This window comes from Dissulfurimicrobium hydrothermale (genome assembly GCF_022026155.1).
Lineage (GTDB): Bacteria > Desulfobacterota > Dissulfuribacteria > Dissulfuribacterales > Sh68 > Dissulfurimicrobium > Dissulfurimicrobium hydrothermale.
The window spans coordinates 773,137-796,094 of sequence record NZ_CP085041.1; the positions used below are offsets into that span (position 1 = coordinate 773,137).

General features: G+C 50.6%; 24 protein-coding genes. 14 read left to right on the plus strand and 10 right to left on the minus strand.

Annotation, left to right across the window (positions count from 1 at the left end):
- The first annotated feature begins 38 nt into the window (after positions 1-38).
- The 6 genes from LGS26_RS03705 to LGS26_RS03730 all read left to right on the plus strand — a co-directional run bounded on the left by LGS26_RS03705 (position 39) and on the right by LGS26_RS03730 (position 4,701).
- Positions 39-974, plus strand: a complete 936-nt coding sequence (locus LGS26_RS03705; RefSeq protein WP_237889296.1) for a DUF2232 domain-containing protein — start codon at positions 39-41, stop codon at positions 972-974.
- A gap of 29 nt (positions 975-1,003) precedes the next feature.
- Complete coding sequence (rplI, locus tag LGS26_RS03710; protein ID WP_237889297.1) at positions 1,004-1,453, plus strand: 50S ribosomal protein L9; 450 nt, start codon at positions 1,004-1,006, stop codon at positions 1,451-1,453.
- Positions 1,454-1,455: 2 nt separating this feature from the next.
- Complete coding sequence (gene dnaB, locus LGS26_RS03715; protein ID WP_330873325.1) at positions 1,456-2,826, plus strand: replicative DNA helicase; 1,371 nt, start codon at positions 1,456-1,458, stop codon at positions 2,824-2,826.
- Between the two features lie 94 nt (positions 2,827-2,920).
- The gene (gene rsmG, locus LGS26_RS03720) at positions 2,921-3,499 is read left to right on the plus strand and encodes a 16S rRNA (guanine(527)-N(7))-methyltransferase RsmG (RefSeq protein ID WP_237889298.1); all 579 of its coding nucleotides are present in this window, start codon (positions 2,921-2,923) and stop codon (positions 3,497-3,499) included.
- Between the two features lie 2 nt (positions 3,500-3,501).
- On the plus strand, positions 3,502-4,005 hold the full coding sequence (locus LGS26_RS03725) for a CDP-archaeol synthase (RefSeq protein WP_237889299.1): 504 nt from the start codon (positions 3,502-3,504) through the stop codon (positions 4,003-4,005).
- Between the two features lie 9 nt (positions 4,006-4,014).
- Complete coding sequence (locus LGS26_RS03730) at positions 4,015-4,701, plus strand: PHP-associated domain-containing protein (protein ID WP_237889845.1); 687 nt, start codon at positions 4,015-4,017, stop codon at positions 4,699-4,701.
- Positions 4,702-4,713: 12 nt separating this feature from the next.
- On the opposite strand, the gene LGS26_RS03735 is transcribed toward LGS26_RS03730, so the two are convergent.
- From LGS26_RS03735 to LGS26_RS03780, 10 genes are read right to left on the minus strand one after another with little or no spacing between them, the layout of a single operon-like run.
- Positions 4,714-6,030 (minus strand): ABC transporter substrate-binding protein, encoded by a 1,317-nt coding sequence (locus LGS26_RS03735; protein ID WP_237889300.1) that lies wholly within the window; start codon positions 6,028-6,030, stop codon positions 4,714-4,716.
- Positions 6,031-6,051: 21 nt separating this feature from the next.
- Positions 6,052-6,918 (minus strand): tol-pal system protein YbgF, encoded by an 867-nt coding sequence (gene ybgF, locus LGS26_RS03740; RefSeq protein WP_237889301.1) that lies wholly within the window; start codon positions 6,916-6,918, stop codon positions 6,052-6,054.
- A 23-nt stretch (positions 6,919-6,941) separates the two neighbouring features.
- Positions 6,942-8,228, minus strand: coding sequence for a Tol-Pal system beta propeller repeat protein TolB (gene tolB / locus LGS26_RS03745; RefSeq protein ID WP_237889302.1), 1,287 nt, complete (start codon positions 8,226-8,228; stop codon positions 6,942-6,944).
- A gap of 38 nt (positions 8,229-8,266) precedes the next feature.
- Positions 8,267-9,310 carry a cell envelope integrity protein TolA gene (locus tag LGS26_RS03750; protein ID WP_237889303.1) on the minus strand — a complete coding sequence of 348 codons (1,044 nt, stop codon included), beginning with the start codon at positions 9,308-9,310 and terminating at the stop codon, positions 8,267-8,269.
- Entirely contained in the window at positions 9,279-9,755 is a 477-nt protein-coding gene (gene tolR / locus LGS26_RS03755; protein WP_237889304.1) for a protein TolR, read from the minus strand. Before tolR ends, LGS26_RS03750 begins: the two co-directional genes overlap by 32 nt.
- 1 nt (position 9,756) lies before the next feature.
- The gene (tolQ, locus tag LGS26_RS03760) at positions 9,757-10,470 is read right to left on the minus strand and encodes a protein TolQ (protein WP_330873326.1); all 714 of its coding nucleotides are present in this window, start codon (positions 10,468-10,470) and stop codon (positions 9,757-9,759) included.
- A gap of 15 nt (positions 10,471-10,485) precedes the next feature.
- Positions 10,486-11,346 (minus strand): 1,4-dihydroxy-6-naphthoate synthase, encoded by an 861-nt coding sequence (locus LGS26_RS03765; protein WP_237889305.1) that lies wholly within the window; start codon positions 11,344-11,346, stop codon positions 10,486-10,488.
- Between the two features lie 48 nt (positions 11,347-11,394).
- Positions 11,395-12,087 (minus strand): futalosine hydrolase, encoded by a 693-nt coding sequence (gene mqnB, locus LGS26_RS03770; protein WP_237889306.1) that lies wholly within the window; start codon positions 12,085-12,087, stop codon positions 11,395-11,397.
- Positions 12,078-12,893: a metal ABC transporter permease gene (locus LGS26_RS03775; protein ID WP_237889307.1), complete on the minus strand. Its 816-nt coding sequence runs from the start codon at positions 12,891-12,893 to the stop codon at positions 12,078-12,080. The genes mqnB and LGS26_RS03775 overlap by 10 nt, the downstream gene beginning before the upstream one ends.
- A gap of 9 nt (positions 12,894-12,902) precedes the next feature.
- On the minus strand, positions 12,903-14,459 hold the full coding sequence (locus LGS26_RS03780) for a PAS domain-containing sensor histidine kinase (protein WP_237889308.1): 1,557 nt from the start codon (positions 14,457-14,459) through the stop codon (positions 12,903-12,905).
- A gap of 264 nt (positions 14,460-14,723) precedes the next feature.
- On the opposite strand from LGS26_RS03780, the gene ilvB reads away from it, so the two are divergent.
- The 8 genes from ilvB to LGS26_RS03820 are packed head-to-tail and all read left to right on the plus strand — an operon-like array spanning position 14,724 to position 22,814.
- A complete protein-coding gene (gene ilvB, locus LGS26_RS03785; RefSeq protein ID WP_237889309.1) occupies positions 14,724-16,424 on the plus strand; it encodes a biosynthetic-type acetolactate synthase large subunit in 1,701 nt (566 codons plus the stop codon).
- Between the two features lie 23 nt (positions 16,425-16,447).
- A complete protein-coding gene (gene ilvN / locus LGS26_RS03790; protein WP_237889310.1) occupies positions 16,448-16,933 on the plus strand; it encodes an acetolactate synthase small subunit in 486 nt (161 codons plus the stop codon).
- Positions 16,934-16,948: 15 nt separating this feature from the next.
- On the plus strand, positions 16,949-17,938 hold the full coding sequence (ilvC, locus tag LGS26_RS03795) for a ketol-acid reductoisomerase (RefSeq protein ID WP_237889311.1): 990 nt from the start codon (positions 16,949-16,951) through the stop codon (positions 17,936-17,938).
- The gene (locus tag LGS26_RS03800; RefSeq protein ID WP_237889312.1) at positions 17,939-18,583 is read left to right on the plus strand and encodes a phosphatidylserine decarboxylase family protein; all 645 of its coding nucleotides are present in this window, start codon (positions 17,939-17,941) and stop codon (positions 18,581-18,583) included.
- 8 nt (positions 18,584-18,591) lie between these two features.
- Positions 18,592-19,389, plus strand: coding sequence for a CDP-diacylglycerol--serine O-phosphatidyltransferase (gene pssA, locus LGS26_RS03805; RefSeq protein ID WP_237889313.1), 798 nt, complete (start codon positions 18,592-18,594; stop codon positions 19,387-19,389).
- A gap of 15 nt (positions 19,390-19,404) precedes the next feature.
- Positions 19,405-20,967 carry a 2-isopropylmalate synthase gene (locus LGS26_RS03810; RefSeq protein WP_237889314.1) on the plus strand — a complete coding sequence of 521 codons (1,563 nt, stop codon included), beginning with the start codon at positions 19,405-19,407 and terminating at the stop codon, positions 20,965-20,967.
- A 38-nt stretch (positions 20,968-21,005) separates the two neighbouring features.
- Positions 21,006-22,271 (plus strand): 3-isopropylmalate dehydratase large subunit, encoded by a 1,266-nt coding sequence (gene leuC, locus LGS26_RS03815; protein ID WP_237889315.1) that lies wholly within the window; start codon positions 21,006-21,008, stop codon positions 22,269-22,271.
- Positions 22,272-22,316: 45 nt separating this feature from the next.
- Positions 22,317-22,814: a 3-isopropylmalate dehydratase small subunit gene (locus LGS26_RS03820; RefSeq protein ID WP_237889316.1), complete on the plus strand. Its 498-nt coding sequence runs from the start codon at positions 22,317-22,319 to the stop codon at positions 22,812-22,814.
- Positions 22,815-22,958 lie beyond the last annotated feature (144 nt).

Here is a 22,958-nt window from a genome sequence, read left to right on the forward strand (position 1 = left end):
GAGCGGCGTCTAGGTTGTTTATTTGCATGGGGGTATCCTTGGTTCGCAACGGACCGTTTGGGAGATGGGCTGTTATTCTGCTAGTTTTGGCAAGTCCGTATCTAACGGTCGGATTTGGATCTTTATCGCAATTTTTCATACCTGGTCTACTTGTCGGTATGATGCGGGATATCGACATAAAATATGCATGCCTTATTGTTGGGGCGGCGTTTATTTCAGCCGCCTTGTTGCTGCTAAAGGTTGCCGCAGCCGGAAATGTGATACTGCTCGTCCAGATTTTAGGTTGTGCGATATTGCTACTTTTTGCCAGGTCTAAGGTCTGGTCGGGTCCGAAGACGTTTCTTGCCTGTCTTATATATTTCTTACTGTATGTAGTTTCAGTAATGGCTGTTGGTTCAAACGGCAACCTTTTTTTTGCATATAGTGAGGCAAAAAGGGCGGTGATCAACGACCTTGAGCAGGCGGCGAGTCTGTACAATAATACACATAGGCCTGAGTTTGAGGCCTTGCTCAATCAGTTTAAGACCATCGTTGCAAATTTTCTGCCCAGTCTTGTAGGGTTGAGCTTTTTGACGGCAAGTCTTGTGAATGTGTTTATAGGGGCGCGTCTTATCCATAAGGGTCATCCTCAGAAAGGGGTCTTCGGACCAGAGTTTCCTATGTGGAAAATGCTTGACCACCTCGTATGGCTCGGTATCTTGGCTGGTGCCTTGGCATTGTTCGGGCAAGGCTGGTATGTGGTCTGCGCTGAAAATTGCCTGTTGTTCATAGGCGGGATATATTTTGTACAAGGTCTTTCGGTAATGTCTTTTTTCTTCAAGGTCTTCAACACCCCAGCATTCATAAAGTGGCCTGTGATCTTTTTGCTTACAGTTCAATGGTATGGCATCTTGACTGTAGCGACCATAGGTCTCTTTGATGTATGGTTCGATTTCAGGTCTAAGGCCACAATGACGCCGCCAAGGGGGGTTTAAGCAAATTCATTCATTATGGAGGTATATTAATGGAGATCATCCTGAGAGAGAGCGTTCGGCCGCTTGGGAAGGCCGGCGATGTGGTTAAGGTTGCGTCTGGCTATGCCAGGAACTACTTGATTCCAAAAGGGTTTGCACTCCCGTTTGACAAGAAGAATATGGACCAGATAGAGCGCCAGCGCAGCATGATACTTGCCAGGGCCTCGAAGCTCAAGGCCGAGTATGAGGCGCTTGCAGCCAAGCTTGGGGGATTGGACATAGAGATAAAGGTGCGCGTCGGCGAAGAAGGCAGACTCTATGGCTCAGTCACAAGCATGGATATCGCCAAGGCCGTTGAGTCAAAGGGTTATGTGATCGATCGCCGTAAGATATATATGGACGAACCCATAAAATCCGTGGGCGAATTCGATATACCAGTGAAGCTCAGCAGCGATGTTAGCGCGTCTCTTAAGGTTAAAGTAATGCCTATGGAGCAATAATTTTGGCCCTCGTCCGATTGAAATCCATAGAGCGGTCGGCTGGCTATAGGATGCCACCCCAGAATGTTGAGGCCGAGCAGTGTGTTCTGGGGGGTATTCTCATAGAAGACGGTGCCATCTTGAAGGTTGTTGACACCTTAAGCCCTGGAGATTTTTATAGGGAGGCTCATGGCGTCATCTATGAGGCGATGCTTGATCTCTTTGCCAGAAATGAGCCTCAAGACCTTATAACGGTCAACAATCTCCTCAAGTCCAAGGGGCAGTTGGATGTTGTGGGCGGGACCTCCTATCTGGCCGAACTCGCTGAGGTGGTGCCGGTTGCATCCAACATAGAATATTATGCAAAGATCGTTAGAGATAAGGCGGTGTTGCGTAGACTTATCCAGGCATCCTCCGATATAGCTACCCTGTGCTATGAAGAGTCTGGAGACGTAGATCAGATAATCGAATCCGCCGAGTCTTCCATCTTTGAGATATCCCAGCAAAAGATACGACAAGCATTTTATCCATTAAACGGCATCTTGAAGGACAGCATCAAAAAGGTTGAGGCCCTCTATGAAAACAAGAGCCTGATTACAGGCATATCGAGTGGATTTGAAGAACTTGATCAGTTGACCGCAGGCTTCCAGCCATCTGATTTCATTATCATAGCCGGACGTCCTAGTATGGGCAAGACCGCATTTGCATTAAATATCGCCCAAAAGGCGGCGATCGATCAAAATATAGCGGTAGCCATCTTTTCACTTGAGATGTCCAAGGAACAGCTCGCCCTCAGGATGCTATGTTCAGAGGCGAGGGTTAATGCACAAAATGTCAGAACGGGTTTTTTAAGCGAGCATGACTGGCCTGCCTTGATAAACGCTGCCGGGCGCCTCTCGGAGGCCCCTATATTTATAGACGACACCCCTGCTGCATCGGTTCTTGAGATGAGGGCTAAGGCGAGAAGGCTCAAAGGCGAACATGATCTTGGGCTGGTGATCGTGGATTATCTGCAGCTTATGCGCGGCAGAGGTCAGAGTGAGAGACGCGAGCAGGAGATATCGGAGATATCGCGTTCGTTGAAGGCCATGGCAAAGGAACTGAATGTGCCGGTGATAGCCCTTTCCCAATTAAACCGCAAGGTTGAGGATAGGCCTCATAAAAAGCCCCAGATGGCGGATTTGAGGGAGTCAGGTGCCATTGAGCAGGATGCGGATGTGATTATTTTCATTTATAGAGATGAGGTCTATAATCCTAGCGAAGACAATCCTAATAGGGGCAAGGCCGAGATAAACGTAGCAAAACAGAGAAACGGTCCTACGGGCGTTGTTCAATTGGCCTTTGTATCAAAATATTCAACCTTTGCAAACCTGTCGCGGGAGAGTGAGAATTAGTCCGGTATATCCTGCACCTTCCGTGGCCTCAATCCTGGCTCGGTTGTTTGAAGAATCCGGCATTGATCCCACCGAAAGGGTGTTATCCGACCTGATGGCCTATATATTTGAGCTTGAATCATGGAATAGGCGGATAAACCTTACAGGGATCACTGACCCGAGAGAGATGGCCTTGAGGCATGTCGGCGACACCATCCTTGTTGCGCTTCATACCCCGGAGGGCGCAAATACGGTGCTCGATATCGGCACAGGGGCTGGCGTGCCAGGGCTTGTTTTGAAGCTTATAAGGCAGGACCTCGAGGTTGCGCTTGTTGACGCAGTCCGCAAAAAGGTCTCATTTTTGAGGTATTTGATCGCCAAGATGGGACTTTCAGGGGTCTGGGCGGAACATGGCAGGATTGGCCTGGATGACGTGCCAATACGAAGGCCTCGTGAGGGGTTTGACCTTGTAATCAGCCAGGCGGTAGGTCCATTAGACAGGATTGTCGAGATTGCCAGTGGTCTTGTAAGGGAAGGGGGTTTGATTGTATCGTTAAAAGGGCCCAAGGGGATAGAGGAATTGAAGGCTAAAGAAGGCTGGCTTACGAGCAAGGGTTGGGTTGCAAGGCCAGTTGAGACCCGGACCCCGGCGGCTGGGTATAGACGCTGCCTGATCCTTGTCCGCAAGAGATAGCCATGATTCTGCACCCCAATTGGCACAGAGATATCATGCTCCTGCTGTGTTTAGGGTGTGCAAATTCTATCCCATTGGCGGCTACATTGTTTCTCAAGGAACGACTCGCCATGCCGGTTGACCTCGGTCTTTCTTTCCTTGACGGTCAGCCGCTTTTCGGACCCCACAAGACATGGAGGGGTCTGATCCTTTCGATATTTGGGACCACTGCCGTATGTAGTCTTTTTTATTTTCCGGGGGCATGGCTGGGTGCAAAGATAGCCGTCTTTTCCATGGTCGGCGATCTTCTTTCAAGCTTTATAAAGAGACGGCTGCGGTTTGGATCGGGCAACAGTGTCATAGGTCTTGATCAAGGCCTTGAGTCCTTTTTGCCGCTTTGGTGTATAAAAAGGGAAATTGGTCTGGAGTGGGGCGAGATAGCCATCATAGTGCTTGTTTTTTTGATTTTAGAGCTTATTATCTCTCCGGTGCTCTATAGGTTTCATATGAGGAGCGATCCGTTTTAGGTGACGACCATGCCTCTTTTAAAGGCCGATCTACATATCCATACCTCTGAAGACCCTCAAGACGTGGTTTTTTACAGCGCCGTCGAACTCATAGACATGGCCCACGGTCTCGGCTATTCAGTCCTGTCGATAACTAACCACGACCATCTCACCTATAGCGGTTACCTTAGAGACTACGCAAAGGAAAGAGGGATAGTTCTTATCCCCGGCATGGAGGCCACTATTGAAGGGCGACATGTGCTCCTTTACAACTTGGATTTCGCATCCGTGGACCGCGGCAGTCTCCGAGGTCTCAGGGGATTGAAGACCCCTCAAGGCCTTGTAATCGCCCCTCACCCTTATTATCCAAGCCCCAAGGCATTAAGAGGGCTTTTAAGGCCCAATATAACCCTTTTCGACGCCATAGAGTTTTGTCATTTTTATACAGAGCACCTCAGCTTCAATAGGGCTGCACAGCGGATCGCAGAGGAATGCCGTCTGCCAATGGTTGGGACATCTGACGCCCACCAAAGGTCACAGTTCCATACCACTTATTCCTTGATCGATGCGGAACCCGATCCCGAATCCATCGTTGAGGCTGTAAAATCGGGCAGGGTTAGGGTGGTCACACGCCCCCTTGATCTATCCTTTTTGGCCAAGATCAATATAAAGATGGCATGGAGGAACCAGGTTGTAAAATTATATAAGAGGTGGTAAGGGTTTAGTTTTTTATAGATTCGGCAGTTGCAGGTCCGGACCTTTGTATGTCTCCTCGGGTGTGAAGGACGTTCCAGCCTTCTTTTCTACGACTATGAGCGATTCGGGCAATGGACCTGTATGCACGGTCTCAGAGGGTCTTATAAGGCCCATTACCCCAGCGTAAGGCGCATTCAGACCTTCGATGGCCTTAAGTAGTGTATCGGCATCCAGGGTCTGCAGATTTTTGATGCCTGCCGCCAAGAGGTTTATTGCATCCCAGCCGGCACCCGCGGCGAGCATCTCGGCTGGGGAGAGATTGTCTATCTTATTTCCCATATCAAGTTCGAAACGTATTACAGCCACTTTGCACGGGTGGTCGTCTTTCAGTCCTTGGTTTGCCAAAAGGGGAGGGGCTATGATAAAAAAGCGGGCAGTGGCGCCGGCTTCTTTTGGCGTTTCATCGTTCAGCATTGCAGCCGATACGGCCAAATTGACACCAGCCTCACTGGCTGAGCGTATAAGGGTGGGGAGGGCCGACCTGCCAAGGCCAAAGGCCGCTACCACGTCTGCCATTTCACTTTTGGCCTTTTTAAATTGCAACGACAGGCTGCTTGAGAGATCGGCCTGATTCAGGGCGATTGATGACGATATGGCCTTTATCCCGCATTCGATGCCGTAGGCTTTGAGAAGCAGCGTTATCTTTTGCCCAACCGGAGAATCCGGGACGATGGCGAAAAGCGTGCGTTTTTTGGCAGGAAGGGGTCCTGAGGGGGGTCCTGCTGAAAGCCATCGGCAAAGGGCCTTGATCTCCGAGTTTATATCGGGCGCTACGGTAAACGTCCAGTTCCTGACCCCTTCATTGCCAGTTGAGTATCTGAATATCTCTTCATTCCTCATGAGTATTACCGGGACATGTAGGGCGGCGCCCAGTTTTTTGAACGCGTCAAGTACGGCATCCTGACCAGTTCCATCAGGGCCACCTGGTCCTTCAGGTCCTATGATTGCCACAACCCCTTGTTCCTTGACCAGTCCTTCCGCCTTCGGCAAGACCTTGGCTGGGTCTCCCGACGTGTCGGACGCGATGAGTTCAAGGGGTCTTGTCTTTGCCCAATCCTCTAAGTTTGCGGCGTTAACTGCTGATCTAGCCCCAAGGGCTGCAGCTTTGCACAAACGTGCATCGAATCCGGACATGTCGCACAGAAGTCCTATCTTTATGGTTCGTTCCTGTTCCTGTGCCTGCACGTCGCTGCAGTGACATGATATGGCGAGAATACAAAGACAGACCAGCAGACAAGGCCTAGTAAAAACATTGAGGTCATGTATGCATTGTCTCCGGATCGGTTGCATACAATGTCTCACCGCCATACCCTATTTTAGGTTGGCAATTAATTTCTTTGCCCTTGCCGCCTGTTCACTCTTTGGAAATTGTTTTATCAACTTTTCGAGTAAAATCCTTGCGCTCTGTTTGTCTCCAAGTCTTGCGAAGGCCATTCCCTGCTTCAGCAGCGCATCGGGTACCTTGTTGCTTTTGGGGAACTGACTTATAACCTTCTGATAGGCGAGGATGGCCTCGTCAAAGTGCTCTTGGTTGTATTCGCACTCCCCGATCCAGAAATAGGCATTGTCTATAAGTTTGCCATCGGGATTCTTGTCTATATAAGATTTAAACGATTTCTCGGCGTCGTTGAAATCTTTTTGTTTAAAAAGTTCAATGCCGTGTTGATATTGGTCCGTTTCCTGCGGAGTCTGCACGGGCTGTTGCTCGGCATTGGTAGGCGCTGGCGGCGTGGAGAGTCCGCCTGGTTTTGGAGCGCCGCATGCGGCGGCTATGGTTTCCTGCTGGGCCTTCAAGTTGTCTATCTGGGTCTTCACCTCGTTTGCAAATCGCATTATCTCTTCTTTGTCTTGTTTGTTTCTGTGCTTCATCTCGTCTATCATGCCATTCAGCCGCAGGATCTCCGCATGCAGCTCATCGACCTTGTTAGACAGGTCAGCCTGTGTGGCTCGTATTTCGGAAAGACCACCTGAAGACTGGAGTTCGGCCAGTTTGTTCGCCATATTTGCGTTTTCAAGGGCCAGGTTGTTCATTCGTCGTTCGAGGGTCATGACTTGATCCTGCGGGGCGCAATTGGCAAGGAGTATTGGTGCGCATACGGCAAACAGGAGGCCTGCCACCTTCCTGCCGGTCCAACAGATCGACTTGGCTTTGTTTGATTTGGCGTCTGGCTTCTGCATAAAAGGGCTCCTTTTTGTTATTTTTATTTAGACCCGGATAGATCATTCGGGCCCCAGTTAGGCATTGTCAGGTTGCCGAAGCGGCGCACCACCACCCGCTGATCGGCGCCGTTTGCCTGCATTACAAATATGGCTTTCCCGCCCAGCCTGTTGGAACTGAAGATAATCATCCTGCCGTTAGGCGACCAGGAGGGGTTTTCGTTGTCGCCTACCGTAGTAAGTTGTGTGGGTTCTCCGCCATCTGGGGCGATGGTCATTATCTGGAATTGACCGCCGATCCTGCTGGCATAGACTATCTTATCGCCCCGTGGAGACCATTGTGGGTCTGTGTTGTAGTTGCCGTTATACGTGATGCGTTTTATTGTCTTCGTGATCATGTCGTAGATGTAGATCTGTGGCTTGCCTTCGCGGTCCGAGACGAACGCCAGTCTCGCACCATCCGGCGACCATGAAGGTGATACGTTTATGCCCGGTCCATTTGTGAGTCTTTCCAGCACCTTGCCGGAGATATCGATGATATAAATGTCGGGGTTTCCGTCTTTGCTGAGGGTGACGGCCAGGCGTCTGCCGTCCGGTGCCCATGCGGGTGATATGTTGAGGCCGCGATAAGCGGCTATCCTCTTTGTGACCCCGGTTGCCAGGTCCTTTATAAATATCTGCGGCTTTCCATATCTGTAAGACGTGTATGCGATATACTTGCCGTCAGGGGAATAGCGCGGAGACACGACAAGAGATCTCTCATTGGTCACCACTTTTGCGTCCGCACCGTCGAAGTCAGCGGTATAAACATCCCTGAATCTGCCGTTTGGCCCTACAAAAGTTATTTTTGAAAGGCTTACGCCGTGTTCGCCAGTAATCGCCATAATTATTTCATCACAGAAACGGTGGGCTATCCATCTGTAGTCGATGATCTTTCCCGTGTAATGTCTGCTGACCATCTCAGAATTATTTGACATGTCGATGAGTTGAAAATCGACGACTATGGCGTTTCCGCTAGCAGTTACAGCACCCTTTACCAGATAGTCTATCCTGAATTTGCTCCAGTCGGCATCGGCCCTGCCACCATATTGGGCTGGGTCGAGGACTGAGAAAAAATCGTGAAACGTGAGGTCGTTGGACAAGATCTCTGAGATCTTACGGCCGAGTTGCTCATACTCGATGGTCTGGGGCGTAACGTTCAAATAAGGCACGGCAATAGGGATCTTGGTCATCCCTGGCGAAGTGATGTCTACATATATCCTTGCATGGGCAATATGTGCCCATGCAACTAAGAATGGGATCAAGAGAAGCACATTAAATTTTTTTTTCATACGGCCAGCATCTCCTTAAAATTGCCAGATTACACAGATCATAATGTAACACCCGATTGTGTGAATTTCAGCCCGATCCCGTCACTGAGAAGGGGTGCGATAGCCCTGGGGATGGGCTGAAACGGGGCCGCATCCTTTACAGCCCTCAACGCCGCCTGATCGAACAGGGCCTGTCCTGATTTTTTTTCAAACTGGATGTTTGTTATGGAGCCGTCGCTGTTTATTCCGAATGTTATGATGCATAAAAGCCCTTTTTTATTAATGAGTTCGTCAGGAAGGACCCATCTGCTCTGTACCGCGGACACCATTTCGCCTAGGTACTGCCTCAGGAGTTCATTGTTGATCTGACCCCCGCCGCCGGCCTGTATTGATCCACTTGGTATTGCATTTGACCCTTCCTTTTCAATACCTTTTTTTTCAAGTTTTTCTGCAAGGGCGGCTATGCGCTCGGCCAGCAATGCCGCGTTCTCCTTTTCTTGAACATGTTCCTGGATCGCATTGAGACTTTTGTTCAGGAGCCTTTCCTCTTTTACATGTTCTTGAATGGATTGCAGCTTTTTGGCGAGCACATCTTCTTCTTTCTGTTTTTGGGCCTGTGGTGTGGCCTTTGGGGGCTTTTCTGCCTTTTCCTCGGGCCTTGGTTCAGGCCTTATCTTTTTGTCGGCAGAGATAGAGACTGTTTCTTTCGGCTTCGTCTCGGGCCTTGGTTCAGGCCTTTTTTCAATAGGTTTTGGAGGAGGCGTTTTGGGTCTCGCCTCCTTTTCAACCACCGGTTTCGGAGGTTTGGGCACTGGTATCTTCGGGACCGGCGGTAGGGCCTTTTGTACCTTATGCGATTCCGAGCCGATTTTTGGTGCTGTATCTGCCTTTGCGGTAGGTCTCCCGAGTGGGGCTGGCCTTGACGCAGGCATGTCCGATACGTCGAAAAGCTTTACATTATAAACTGGAGGAAGTGGCCTGGGGACGTCAAAAAACATAGACAGCACGACCGACATGGCTGCTATGATAATATGGAGTCCAAGCGCACTTAAAAAGGCAACTTGCCAGTCTTCATTTGTTCGGCTTATTGACCTTTTTGTCATATTTGGCCTTATTCCCCTTGGCGCCGGCTGAGTCAATCGGTTCGGTTACAAGACCAAGGTCTTCTATACCCGCCTCTCTGATCGTCGCCATAACACCCGCCACTACGCCGTATGCAACGGCCCTATCTGCCCTCAACAGGACCTGCTCTGCCGAGCCGCTGTCTTTCATCTCCAAGAGCCGTTGCCTCAATGTCTCTTCATCTACCGGTATTTTGTTGAGGAATATCTTGTCGTCGGCATTTACGGTGATCTCAACAGGCTCTCTTTTTTGTGGCAGCGGTTTTGCGCTGACGGCAGGGAGCTTGACATCCAGACCTTTGGTCATCATGGGCGCCGTCACCATGAATATGATGAGCAGTACCAGCATTACATCCACAAGTGGGGTCACATTTATATCCGCCAGGTAGTGGCGTTTGCCTTTCTGAGGCACAGCGCCCATGCCCATTTTAATTGCCCTCCCTGCCGTTTTTCCCGGGCAGCAGTTTTCTTTCGACCATATTTATAAAGTCACTCGAGAAGCCCTGAAGAACCCCCTCTATCCTGGCAAGTGAGCTCATAAAGGTATTGAATGCAATTACGGCTGGGATCGCAGCTGAAAGTCCGACCGCAGTGGCGATCAGCGCCTCTGATATGCCTGGCGCCACAGTAGCGAGGCTTGCCGAACCATGGAGTCCTATGTTGTGAAAGCTCCGCATGATGCCCCAAACAGTGCCGAAGAGCCCTATAAACGGGGCTGAGTTGCCGATCGTCGCCAAGAACGGGATGCCGTTTTCAAGCATTGCAATCTCTTCCTGGATACCCTTGTTCAGGCTCCTTTCGAGTGATTCTATCCATACCCTTGGGCCGGGTGCCATGTTCTTGTCCTTGACACTCTCCTGCAGGCGGCGCAGTTCATTATATCCGGCAAGGAACACCCCGGCCATAGGGGCCTCATCCATCCTTTTTGCATGACTGTAAAGTTGTACAAGGTTCTGTGTGTCCCAGAAGAGCTCTTCAAATTCCTCGTTAAGTCGTCTTGCCTGCCGGAATCTCTTTGATTTCACGATTATGATGGTCCAGCTCAGGATTGAGAAGAAGATGAGCAGCAGCAGGACCATCTGCACCACTGGCCCTGCCTCCAATATCAAAGATAATATATTGTCGTTTCCGTTAAGTGGCATTGTATCTCACCAGCCTTAAAGTTCTATGAACAGCGAACCGATTTCTTGTCTGAAGATGTCCTTTTCATGGGTAGCTTTTGTCAGGAGCTCTACCGCTTTCAAGCCGTCTTCGCCTACATCTACTGTATAATGATTTACATACAATTTTATGTGGTTGACCATAACCTCCGGCGACATCTCCTGTGCATGACGCCTGACAAAGTCAAGGATTTCACCCTTGAGGCCACTATTCATTGCATACAAAACACTAAATTTTAAGGCATTATTCAGCGTTTGCAATAGATTTCGACCTAGACGGCGTTTTGCCGCTATACCTCCAAGCGGGATTGGAAGCCCGGTCAGTTCCTCCCACCATGCTCCAAGATCCCGTATCAGCGCAAGGCCGTATTTATGATAGACAAACCTCGTTTCGTGTATGATTACACCTGCATCGGCGTCCCCATCGGCTACGGCCTGAGCGATCTTTGCAAAATTCATGGGTATAAGATTTGTCGCCCCGGGACAATAGAGTCTGAGCAGCAAGGCAGCGGTAGTGTGGACCCCAGGTATGGCTATCCTTGCAGATTCGAGGTCTTTTGGGGTCATATCCTTTTCCCTTCCGAGGATAAGCGGGCCGCAACCCCTTCCGAGTGCGCTTCCCGATCTCAAGAGGACATAGTCATCAGCTATGCGGTCTAGCACGCCGTATGAGATCTTGCTTACATCCAGATTGCGCTTTATGACTTCTTTATTCAGTTCCTCGATGTCGGAGATGCAGTAGTTTATTTCCAGCGAAAACTGGACCTTTTTGTGGAGGAGTGCGTAAAATATGCCCGTATCGTTCGGGCAAGATGAAAGGCCGAGGGAGATTGTCCTGCTCGGATTGACTGTGTCCATATCTGCTGTCAAGATTCTTTTCGATGTTGCCTCATCATGCAGGCCTAATCAATCACCGGGCGAGAGAATTTTCAAGTAGTTTAGTATAGAAACGAGTACGGTGGCGGTTTTTTTGAGTGCGCCTTCAGTCGTCCATCTAGCTTTATCAGGATCCCCGGCGTAATTACTTATGCCGCGGAGCTCAATGAGCGGCGCATAATAGAGGCTACATACCTGGGCCGCTGCAGCCCCTTCCATGTTTTCCACTGCTGCCTTGAAGCGGTGTTTCAGTCTGGCAGCCCTCTCGAAGTCGGCGCTTGCACATGATACAGTTACCATTGGTATGGCTTTTATCCCAATGCCGTCGAGGATTTTAAAAAAATCGGGTTTTAAAAAGCGCGTCCATCTGTCTTTGAGTGGGAACATCATGGGGATCCTTTCATTGCCGATTTCGATGGGTTCGACCCCCTTTGGAGTACACCGGCCGAGGTCTCCGTAAATCTCTGACTCTGCAAGGCACACATCTTCCAACCCGACCCCGGTGTCTTTGTAGCAGCCCCCGATCCCGACCAGGATCACGATCTCAGGCCTTTGCCTCTCCATTATCATTGTGAGGGTCATGGCGGTCGCCCCTGGGCCTATGCCTGACACGATATGGGGGAGGCGGTTTCTTTCCACGACTTTTGAGAATTCAACGACGCTGGAAAGGGCATAGAGTTCGAGTCTTGTCGGTGTGATGAGTAAGGTCTTTTTCAGGTCCATTTGTATCTCTGTCGGAAGACAAGACCTATGCCAAGTATCAAGCCGCTCAACAGGACTATCGAACCCGATGCGGGCCAGTCGAGGCAAAAGGCCAGGATCAGGCCCACGAATATGGAGACAACGGCAAAGATCACGGCCATGAATACAGCCTGTCTGAAACTTGCGGCCATGGTAAGCCCTGCTGCCGCCGGTATAATCATCAGGGCCGCTACAAGGAGGAGCCCTACAACCTTCATGCCGGTCACCACTGTTACAGCCGTCAGGATGGCGATGAGCATGTCGAGTACGCCTACATTGATGCCAGCCGTCTTTGCTGTCTGGTTGTCGAATGTGGCATATACCAGCTCGTTATAAAATAATGCGAGGGTTGCAAGCGTTACCAGGGCAAGTCCTCCCGCCATCCAGACCTCGACCTGGCTGATCGCAAGGATGCTCCCGAAGAGATAGGAAAACAGCTCCGCATTAAAGTCGCCTGCTATGGATGCCAGCATGACCCCGAGCGCCATTCCAAGGCTGCTGACTATCCCTATGCCGGTATCCCCGCCAAGGCCTGATTTGTCCTTGATGGCGTTGATCCAGAGGCCTGCGAGGAGTGTAAAGACAAGGGCGACCGGTAAGGGTGCCAGATTGAACATGAGCCCTATGGCCACCCCGCCGAATGTCACATGGGAGAGCCCATGGCCTATCATGGCCTCTCTTCTAAGTACTAGAAATATCCCCAGTATGGCACAGCTTGCGCCTACAAGCGTGCCTGCCAGAAAGGCCCTTTTCATAAAATCAAAGGAGAAGATATAGAGGATTTCCATGTCGAATGGTCAGGAGGCGGCAGGTCTGATTTCTGCGCCTTTATTAGACCGTCCAGCGGGCTGTAAGGCCCCAGGTCTTTTGAGGGGAAACAGCACCTTAACCGTGGTGCCAAGGGACGGCCTGCTTGAGACGCTTATCATGCCGTTGTGGCCCTTTACTATCCCGAGCACTGCAGCCATGCCGAGACCACGTCCTGTGAATTTGGTTGTAAAGAACGGGTCGAATATCCTTGCCATCGTCTCCTCATCCATGCCTATGCCCGTGTCAGATACCTCGATAAAGGCATACTCATCTTCCTTCGAATCTTCAGCGAGAAAGGCCTGGGAGATATATTGCCTGTCTGCGTACATGGTGCCCACTTTTATGGTTATAAGGCCGCCAGCGTTATTCAGTGCCTCTGATGCATTGGCTGCAAGGTCTATGACCATGTATTTCAGCTGCGTCGGATCCCCGTTGATCAGGATGGGCGCCGTTTGGATCTCCAGTTTTAATTCGGCCTTTTTGGATATAGTGTTCCTTATTAGATGGGCCTGTTCCCTCATGAAGGCCGCGAGTTCCAATTCTTTTAACATTAACATGGCCTGGCCCGAATAGGCAAGCATCTTACTGGTGAGTTCCGCCGCGCGTCTGACCCCCTGTTCGATTTTTAAAAGGAATTCTTTAAGCGGAGAGTCGTCAGGGAGTCTGGTCAGACAGATCTCTGTATACCCAAGTATTCCTGCCAGGATGTTGTTGAATTGGTGGGCTATTCCCCCTGCAAGCACGCCGATGGCCTCGATCTTTTTCGTACGATGAAGCCTCTCTTCGAGCCTCTTTTTATCCTCTTCGACCCTTTTGCGTTCGGTTATATCACGGAATATGCCCCTGGTAAAAAGGGGCCTGCCCTGTTCATCGAGGTGACAGTTGGCGTTTCCTTCGAGGATGATCCGGCGCCCGTCTTTTGCAATAAAACTGGTCTCGATATGCTCGGCGCTGCCCCCTGAGAGCACGGTTTTGAACATATCCTGGCATTTTAATTGGCATTCAGGGGCCCAGACATCCATGAGCTTCAGCCTTGCTACCTCCTCCACGGTATAACCGAGCGTTTCAAGCCATGCGCGGTTTACATAGATGAATGACCCGTCAGGGGCCACGCTCTGTATGAGGTCGTTTGCGTTTTCGAGGAGGTCTAGGTATCGTTCCTCACTTTTTTTGAGGTCTTTTTGGGTCTTTTTAAGGGTGGTTATGTCGTGGGCTACATGTATTGCGCCGACGAGCGCCCCTTTTTCATCGTGAAGCGGTGAGACGTTTACCTCTACATATTCGCCAAGCGGGCCGCCGGTTATCTCAACGGTATGGGATTTGCCGTCGACCAACAGCATGGCAAGTGGACAATAGTCAACCGGCGCCTCCCTGCCGTATATGACCTCATAGCATGGTCTTCCAATGATTTCAGGTTGATGGTCGAGCCTTGCCTTCATTGCCCTGTTTATGTATATGAGCCGGTATTCCCTGTCCAATAGGCAGATCATGTCTGGTATTGAATCAAGCACGGCCTTCCAGTCTTTTATTTTCATGGTTTTCATGGATAGAACGATCCGAGAGTTATTAAAACATAAATAGTATAGTATAACTGTGCTACTTACAAGGAGCGACATTTGATTTTGTTTGCGTGTTATTTAATTTATAAAAATATTACCTAATTTTAATCTGCTAATGATTGACAAATTAAGATTTGGATAATAAATTTCATTTGTTTGTGACTCAGCCACTAACTAATGGGCATGACGTCTGTCTGGTGGTTTAATGTTGACATTACATTATTTAGATTTAGACAGTGAGGTGAATTTATGGCTAAGATGGCCGGGAAACAGATGGTTGTTGAGGCCCTCAAGAGGGAAGGCGTCGAAGTGGTCTTTGGCTACCCAGGTGGGGCCATCATAGACGTCTTTGATGCAATCGACAAAGATGGCAGCATCAAATTCGTGCTTGTGCGCCATGAACAGGGGGCGACGCATGCGGCTGATGGGTATGCAAGGTCGAGCGGCAAGGTCGGCGTATGTATTGTCACATCTGGCCCTGGCGCAACCAACACGGTGACTGGCATCGCCACTGCATATATGGATTCTGTGCCCATGGTCGTGATAACAGGCCAGGTACCGACGGCGCTCATAGGAAACGATGCATTCCAAGAGGTTGACATAGTCGGCATCACGCGCCCATGTACCAAACACAACTACCTTGTAAAGGACGTAAAAGACCTCTCAAGAATACTTAAAGAGGCGTTCTACCTGGCAAGATCAGGCCGGCCTGGGCCAGTGCTTATCGATATCCCGAAAGATGTCCAGAACGGCAAGGCCGAGTTCGCCTATCCGGAAGAGATAGAGTTGAGATCTTATAAACCGGTGGCCGATCCGCACATCAAACAGATCGAGAGGGCATGCGCCTTGATCGAGCAGGCAAGAAAGCCGATAATCTATGCAGGAGGCGGTGTCGTCATCGCAGGTGCGCACAAGGAACTTAGGGCGTTGGCTGAGGAGATAAGCGCCCCTGTGGCAATGACGCTCATGGGGCTTGGAGGGTTTCCTGGTACCCATCCATATAGTCTTGGGATGCTTGGAATGCATGGGAGCTACTGCTCCAACATGGCTATGGCGAATACAGACCTTATCATAGCCGTTGGCGCTCGTTTCGATGACAGGGTGACGGGCAAGATAGAGGCCTTCGCCCCAATGGCGAAGATAATCCATATGGATGTTGATCCTACCTCTATACAGAAGAACGTCAAGGTGGATGTCCCGATAGTGGGCGATTGTAAAAAAGGCCTTAGCAAACTATTGAAGGTCTTAAAAGAAGGCGGACGCGACCAGGAGACATGGAAGAATCAGCATAAGGCATGGTGGGAACAGATAAGGGCCTGGGAGAAGCGGCATCCTCTGAGCTATAAAAAGGATTCGAATGTCATAAAGCCTCAATATGTAATTGAAAGGTTATATGACATGACAAAGGGCAGGGCTATAATTACGACTGAAGTCGGTCAGAATCAGATGTGGACGGCCCAGTTTTACAAGTTTGACGAGCCCAGGACGCTCTTGACCTCCGGGGGCCTCGGCACCATGGGTTACGGTTTTCCAGCGGCAATCGGTGCCCAGATAGCATTTCCTGACAAGCTTGTCGTGGATGTGGCCGGTGACGGCAGCATCCAGATGAATATCCAGGAGATGGCGACTGCGATGGAGCAGAAACTGCCGGTAAAGATAGTCATTTTAAATAACCAGTTCCTAGGTATGGTGCGGCAGTGGCAGGAGCTCTTTTATGAAAAGCGCTACGTGGCCACCAGATTCCAGGTCGTCCCCGATTTTGTAAGGCTCGCCGAGGCCTATGGGGCGAAGGGGTTCAGGGCTACCAGACCTGAAGAGGTGGATCAGGTCTTGAAACAAGGGCTTGAGACCGACGGCCTTGTGATCATGGAATTCGCCATCGCCCGTGAGGAGGGGGTGTTCCCAATGGTCCCTGCTGGCAAAGCTACGACCGAGATGTTGTTAGTTTAGTTCTAGAAAAGGAGTTTGCCCTTATGAGACATACACTTTCCGTCTTGGTGGAAAATAATCCAGGTGCCCTTTCCCGTATCGCCGGACTCTTCAGCGGCCGCGGCTTCAATATCGAGAGCCTCTGTGTAGCCGCAACGCTTGATCCCACACTCTCCCACCTGACACTGGTCACGTCCGGCGCGGATCTGATCATCGAACAGATCATCAAGCAACTGAACCGCTTGGTTGATGTCTATAAGGTTGTGGATGTCAGCGAAGGGGAGTATGTTGAGCGTGAGATGGCCCTTATAAAGGTCAAGGCCGAGGCCGAGACGCGCGCAGAGGTCTTGAGGATCGTTGACATCTTCCGCTGCAAGGTTGTGGATGTAAGCCCAAAGACCTATACCCTTGAGGTGACAGGACCTGAAACCAAGCTCAAGGCCGTGCTGGAGCTTTTGCGCCCTATAGGGATAAAAGAGATCGCAAGGACCGGGACTATAGCGATGGCACGGGAGAAAAAGACCGTTTAGAAAGGAGTTGCAACCATGCGTATTTATTATGAACAAGACGCCCAGCTGGAGGCGTTGAACGGCAAGATTATAGCCGTCATAGGTTATGGGAGCCAGGGACATGCCCATGCCTTGAATCTCAAGGAGAGCGGGCTGTCTGTTATTGTAGGTCAGAGGCCCGGTTCGGCCAATTACGACCTTGCCGTAAAACACGGCTTTAAGCCTGTAAGCGCGCAGGAGGCCGCCGAAAAGGCCGATGTGATCATGCTTCTAGTGCCTGACCATATCCAAGGGCCTTTATACAACGAGGCGATCGCACCGCACCTTAAAGAGGGCGACATGCTACTCTTTGCGCATGGGTTTAATATTCATTTCGGCCAGATAGTCCCGCCTGCTTATGTGGATGTGGCTATGGTGGCACCGAAGGGCCCTGGGCACCTTGTCAGACGAGAGTATGAAAGGGGCGCCGGTGTGCCCAGCCTTGTGGCCGTCCATCAGGATGCAACCGGCGAGGCCATGAAGAAGGCGTTGGCATATGCCAAGGGTATAGGGGCGGCCAGGGCTGGTGTTATCGAGACCACATTTAAGGAAGAGACCGAGACTGACCTTTTCGGCGAGCAGAGTGTCCTCTGTGGTGGTGTGAGCGAACTCATAAAAGCTGGTTTCGAGACGCTTGTAAATGCAGGCTATCAACCTGAGATAGCCTATTTTGAGTGCTGCCATGAGCTCAAGTTGATAGTTGATCTTATATATGAAGGCGGTCTTGGAAGGATGCGTTATTCTATAAGCGATACCGCTGAATATGGGGACTATACAAGGGGTAAGCGCATCATTACTGATGAGACCCGCAAGGAGATGAAAAAAATCCTTGACGAGATACAGTCCGGTCAGTTCGCCAAGGAGTGGATGCTCGAGAACCAAGTGGGCCGTCCGGTGTTCAACGCCCTGAGGAGGCGCGAAAGGGGGCATCTTATTGAAGATATCGGTGCCCGCCTCAGGGGGATGATGAGCTGGTTAAAAAGATAAATGCTCCCTAAAAAGATCCCGGTAGCAAAGGAAGGTGTGCCTTTTATAGGTATCCTTTCCCTCGCTTCCGTAGTATTTGCCATCTTGAATTGGCCTGCAGCGGCCGTGGTCTCTCTTGCGGCCACGGCCTTTGTGCTTTATTTTTTTAGAGATCCGGAGAGGGTGGTCCCAAGCGGGGATGATCTTGTAGTCTCCCCTGCCGATGGCAGGATTATAGAGGTCAAGGGTGCATCAGAAGGCTCGCTTCAGGGTTCTGATGTTGTGCGGATCAGCATATTCATGAATTTATTTGATGTGCATGTAAACCGCGCACCCATCTCTGGCAGGGTCGTTCGGATGGAATATAGGGAAGGGGCGTTCTGGGCTGCCGATAAAAAGATGGCGGTTGTCGAAAACGAGAGGAACGCCCTTTTGTTGGCATCCGACGAGGGTTTTGAATGTACAGTGGTCCAGGTGGCTGGTCTTGTTGCGAGACGGATTGTCTGCTGGGCCGAAGAAGGAGATTGCCTGAAGATGGGTGAGCGTTTCGGTCTTATCAGATTCGGCTCGAGACTTGATGTATATCTGCCCAAAGATATCCCTGTATTGGTGAGAAAGGGCCAGCGCGTCCTGGCTGGTCAGACGGTGCTCGCCCTGAAAAAGTGAGTCTCTATATGGTAACTAGACAACAGATCGAAAATCCTGTCAAAAATCCAAGAAGAGGGGCCTATCTGCTACCCAATCTCATTACGTCCGCCGCGCTCTTCAGTGGTTTTTACGCCATTATATCGGCGATAAATGGGAACTACCAAGGCTCGGCCGTGGCCATATTCGTTGCTGCCATATTTGACGGCCTTGACGGAAGGATTGCAAGGCTTACAAAGACCACAAGCCGCTTTGGCATAGAGTATGATTCACTTTCCGATCTTGTGGCCTTCGGCGTGGCGCCGGCAGTGCTCGGATTCGTATGGGGGTTGAGGGAATACGGCAGGCTCGGCTGGCTTGCAGCGTTTATTTATGCAGCGACTACGGCCTTGCGCCTTGCCCGTTTCAATACCTTGAGCTTCAGCGGCATGGGTTCTAAGCGATATTTCGTCGGTCTCCCGTGCCCTTCGGCAGCTTGTACCGTGGCCTCGCTAGTGCTGTTGTGTCAATATCTCGGTATGGCAGGTCCGATCCGGCATGTTGGTGTGCTTGCCATAGTCTATATATTGTCATTTCTTATGGTAAGCAATGTGCGTTATTACAGCTTCAAGGAGATGCGTTGGTTTCATAGGCACCCGTTTTCTGGCATTATTGTCGTCTTAATGGCCATGACCGTGGTTGCCATCGAGCCAAAGGTGACACTCTTTGCAGTCATGTCTGTATATGTGCTTTCAGGGCCTGTATTGGCGCCTTTCAAGAGGTTTTTAAGGGTTGGAGGCGTACACGGCGATGACGCCGAACCGCTCATAGCGGGCGAAAGAAAATAAAGGGTCGAAACATCTATGACAGACTGCAAAAGGATATTGATCTTTGATACGACTCTTAGGGACGGCGAGCAGTCACCTGGCGTCTCATTAAATGTCGATGAAAAGTTTCAGATAGGCGTACAGCTTGAAAAATTGGGCGTGGACGTCATCGAGGCAGGCTTTCCTGTGGCCTCGGCAGGGGATTTTGCGGCTGTAAAGCGCCTTGCCGATGAGATCCGTGGTGTTCAGGTTGCTGCCCTTGCAAGGGCAAGCCAGAAAGACATTGATACTGCATGGGAGGCCATAAAGCATGGGGCCAACCCTCGTATCCATACCTTTCTTGCCACCTCTGATATTCACCTTAAATATAAACTCAGAAAGACAAGAGAAGAGGTGATTGAAATGGCGAGGGCGGCGGTCAGCCATGCCGCCGGATACACCTCAAACGTGGAATTCTCGGCCGAGGACGCAAGCCGCAGCGACCTTGATTTTCTGTGCAAGGTCTTTGAGATCGTGATCGATGCCGGGGCTACAACGGTGAATTTTCCGGATACGGTCGGCTATGCTGTACCCTGGGATTTTGCAAGGATGATACGTTATGTAATCGAGCATACGCCCAATATCCATAAGGCTGTTTTGAGCGTTCATTGTCATAACGACCTCGGGCTTGCCACGGCGAATGTCCTTGCGGCCATAGACGCCGGGGCGCGTCAAGTTGAATGTACCATAAACGGCATAGGCGAACGCGCTGGCAATACGGCTATGGAGGAGGTGGTGATGGCGATACGTACCAGGAATGACCTCCTGCCGTATTACACGGATATCGTAACCAGATATATAGCAGCCACGAGTCGCCTGGTGAGTCTGCTTACAGGTATGGCCGTCCAACCGAATAAGGCGATCGTCGGGATCAATGCATTCGCCCACGAGTCAGGTATCCATCAAGACGGGATCTTGAAGGAGCGTACAACTTACGAGATAATGGATCCGAAAGACATAGGTCTTGCGCAAGGTGCCCTAGTCCTTGGCAAGCACTCAGGACGCCATGCTCTCAAGGCGAGACTTGAGGAACTGGGTTATCGGCTCAGTGACGATGAGATCGATCGGGTGTTTGCAAGGTTCAAGGCTGTAGCTGACAAGAAAAAGGAGATATTCCCCGAAGATATCGAGGCGCTGGTGGCGGAAGAGGTGTTTCGGATTCCGGCCGAGGGGGTGCCTGACAGGTACCGCTTGGTCTATCTCCACGTGGCGGGTGGGAGCGGCATCAGGCCCACTGCGACCGTGGTGGTCGAGGTGGACGGCAAGGAGATAAGCGGGGTCAGTATGGGTGCAGGGCCTATCGATGCGGCCTTCAGGGCTGTCTCCGAGATTACGCAGACCAAGAGCAGACTGTTGAAATTTTCTGTAAATTCCATCACAGGCGGGACTGATGCGCAGGGCGAGGTGAGCGTCAGGATAGAAGAAGACGGTGTTGTCGTGACCGGTCAGGGAGCAGATCCTGATATCATAACGGCAAGTGTGAGGGCCTACCTGAACGCCCTGAACCGCATAGAATACAAAAAGGCCTGCACATCGGAAAGGGCATCGGTCCGTCTTTGAAGAAAAAACAAGTTTGCGTTTCTGCCAAGGGGAGACTTATGATCAAAAAGATGACGATAGCTGAAAAGATACTGGCTGTGCATGCAGGCCTTGACTATGTCGAGCCCGGTCAGCTTGTCCAAGTGAATGTTGATCTTGCGCTTGGTAATGACATCACTGCGCCGATTGCAATAAAGATATTCAGAGACTCGGGCGTCAAGAGGATCTTTGATAAGGAGAAGATAGCGCTTGTCGCGGACCATTTTGTCCCTAATAAAGACATAAAGAGTGCTGAGCAGGCGAAGATCTTGAGGGAGTTCGCCCGAGAGCATGGCATAGTGTATCACTACGAAGGCGGAGAGACAGGGGTTGAGCACGTACTCTTGCCGGAGAAAGGTCTTGTCCTACCCGGGGATGTGGTGATAGGCGCAGACAGCCATACTTGCACTTATGGGGCGCTTGGGGCGTTTGCTACAGGGATAGGTAGCACAGATCTTGCAGCAACCATGATTACGGGCCAGACTTGGTTCAAGGTCCCTGAGTCCATAAAGTTTGTCTATAAGGGCGGGCTCAGGCCCTGGGTCTCGGGCAAAGACCTCATCCTTTACACTATCGGGAGGATTGGCGTGGATGGAGCGCTTTATATGGCCATGGAGTTTGCAGGTCCTGTCATTGAGGCGCTTCCGATGGCGGATCGTTTCACTATGTCAAATATGGCGATTGAGGCTGGGGGTAAGGTTGGGCTTATAAATCCCGACGAGGAGACTATGCGCTATGTAAATCAGCGGACAACGAGGGAATTTAAACCGTTAACGAGCGATGAAGGGGCTGAATATACAAAGGTGTTTGAATTCGACTGCGAAAAGATCGAGCCGCAGGTGGCATGCCCCCATCTTCCTGGGAATACGAAAGGGATATCCGAGTTTGGCGACGTTCCGCTTGATCAGGTCGTGATAGGCTCATGCACAAACGGCAGGATCGAAGATCTCGCCGTTGCGGCGGGTTTACTTAAGGGGCGCAAGGTCTCTAAGGGCTTGAGGCTCATCGTACTTCCGGCTACCCCTTTTGTGTATTTTAAGGCCATGGAGCTCGGGTATCTGAAGATATTCATGGAGGCAGGGGCAGTTATCGGGCCCCCGACCTGTGGGCCGTGTTTAGGTGGGCATATGGGGATATTGGCAAAGGGCGAGCGCGCCCTCAGTACAACCAACAGAAATTTCGTAGGTCGGATGGGGCATCCGGAGAGCGAGGTCTATCTCGCGAGCCCGGCAGTGGCTGCAGCAAGCGCGGTATTAGGCAGGATTGCGGGCCCTGACGATCTGTAATGCATCTTGGGTTAGACAAAATAAGATTGGCAAAGGAAAGGCATCATGAAGATAAAGGGAAAGGCCTGGAAATTCGGTGAAAATATAGATACGGATGTGATCATCCCGGCCAGGTATCTGAATACATCCGATCCGGCTGAGCTTGCAAGGCACTGCATGGAAGACAAAGACCCTGAATTCGCCAGGAAGGTGCGCCCAGGCGATGTGATCGTCGCAGGCAAGAACTTCGGCTGTGGTTCATCCAGGGAGCATGCCCCTATAGCGCTTAAGGCTGTGGGTGTAGGTTGCGTCATAGCCCCTAGTTTTGCAAGGATATTCTATCGTAACGCCTTTAATATGGGGCTTCCCATCTTTGAGTCGGCGGATGCCGCAGATGCCATCAGAGAAGGGGATGAGGTAGAGATCGATGCATCTGTTGGTGAAATTAAAGACATCACCACTGGCAAGACCTTTAAATTCAAACCAATCCCACCCTTTATGCAAGAGCTCATCGCTGACGGGGGGCTAATACCGCACATCCTTAATGGACTTGCAAAGAGTTGATACAATATAAGAAACCTCTCATATCATAAGATAGAGTTTTAAAAAGTATGTTATTTCCAATGATTTACTAGGAGATGTGGTTTGGAATACATGAAAGATCGCAGGTCAGTTTTGATTGGAAGTCGGGGCGGGGATGAATATAGA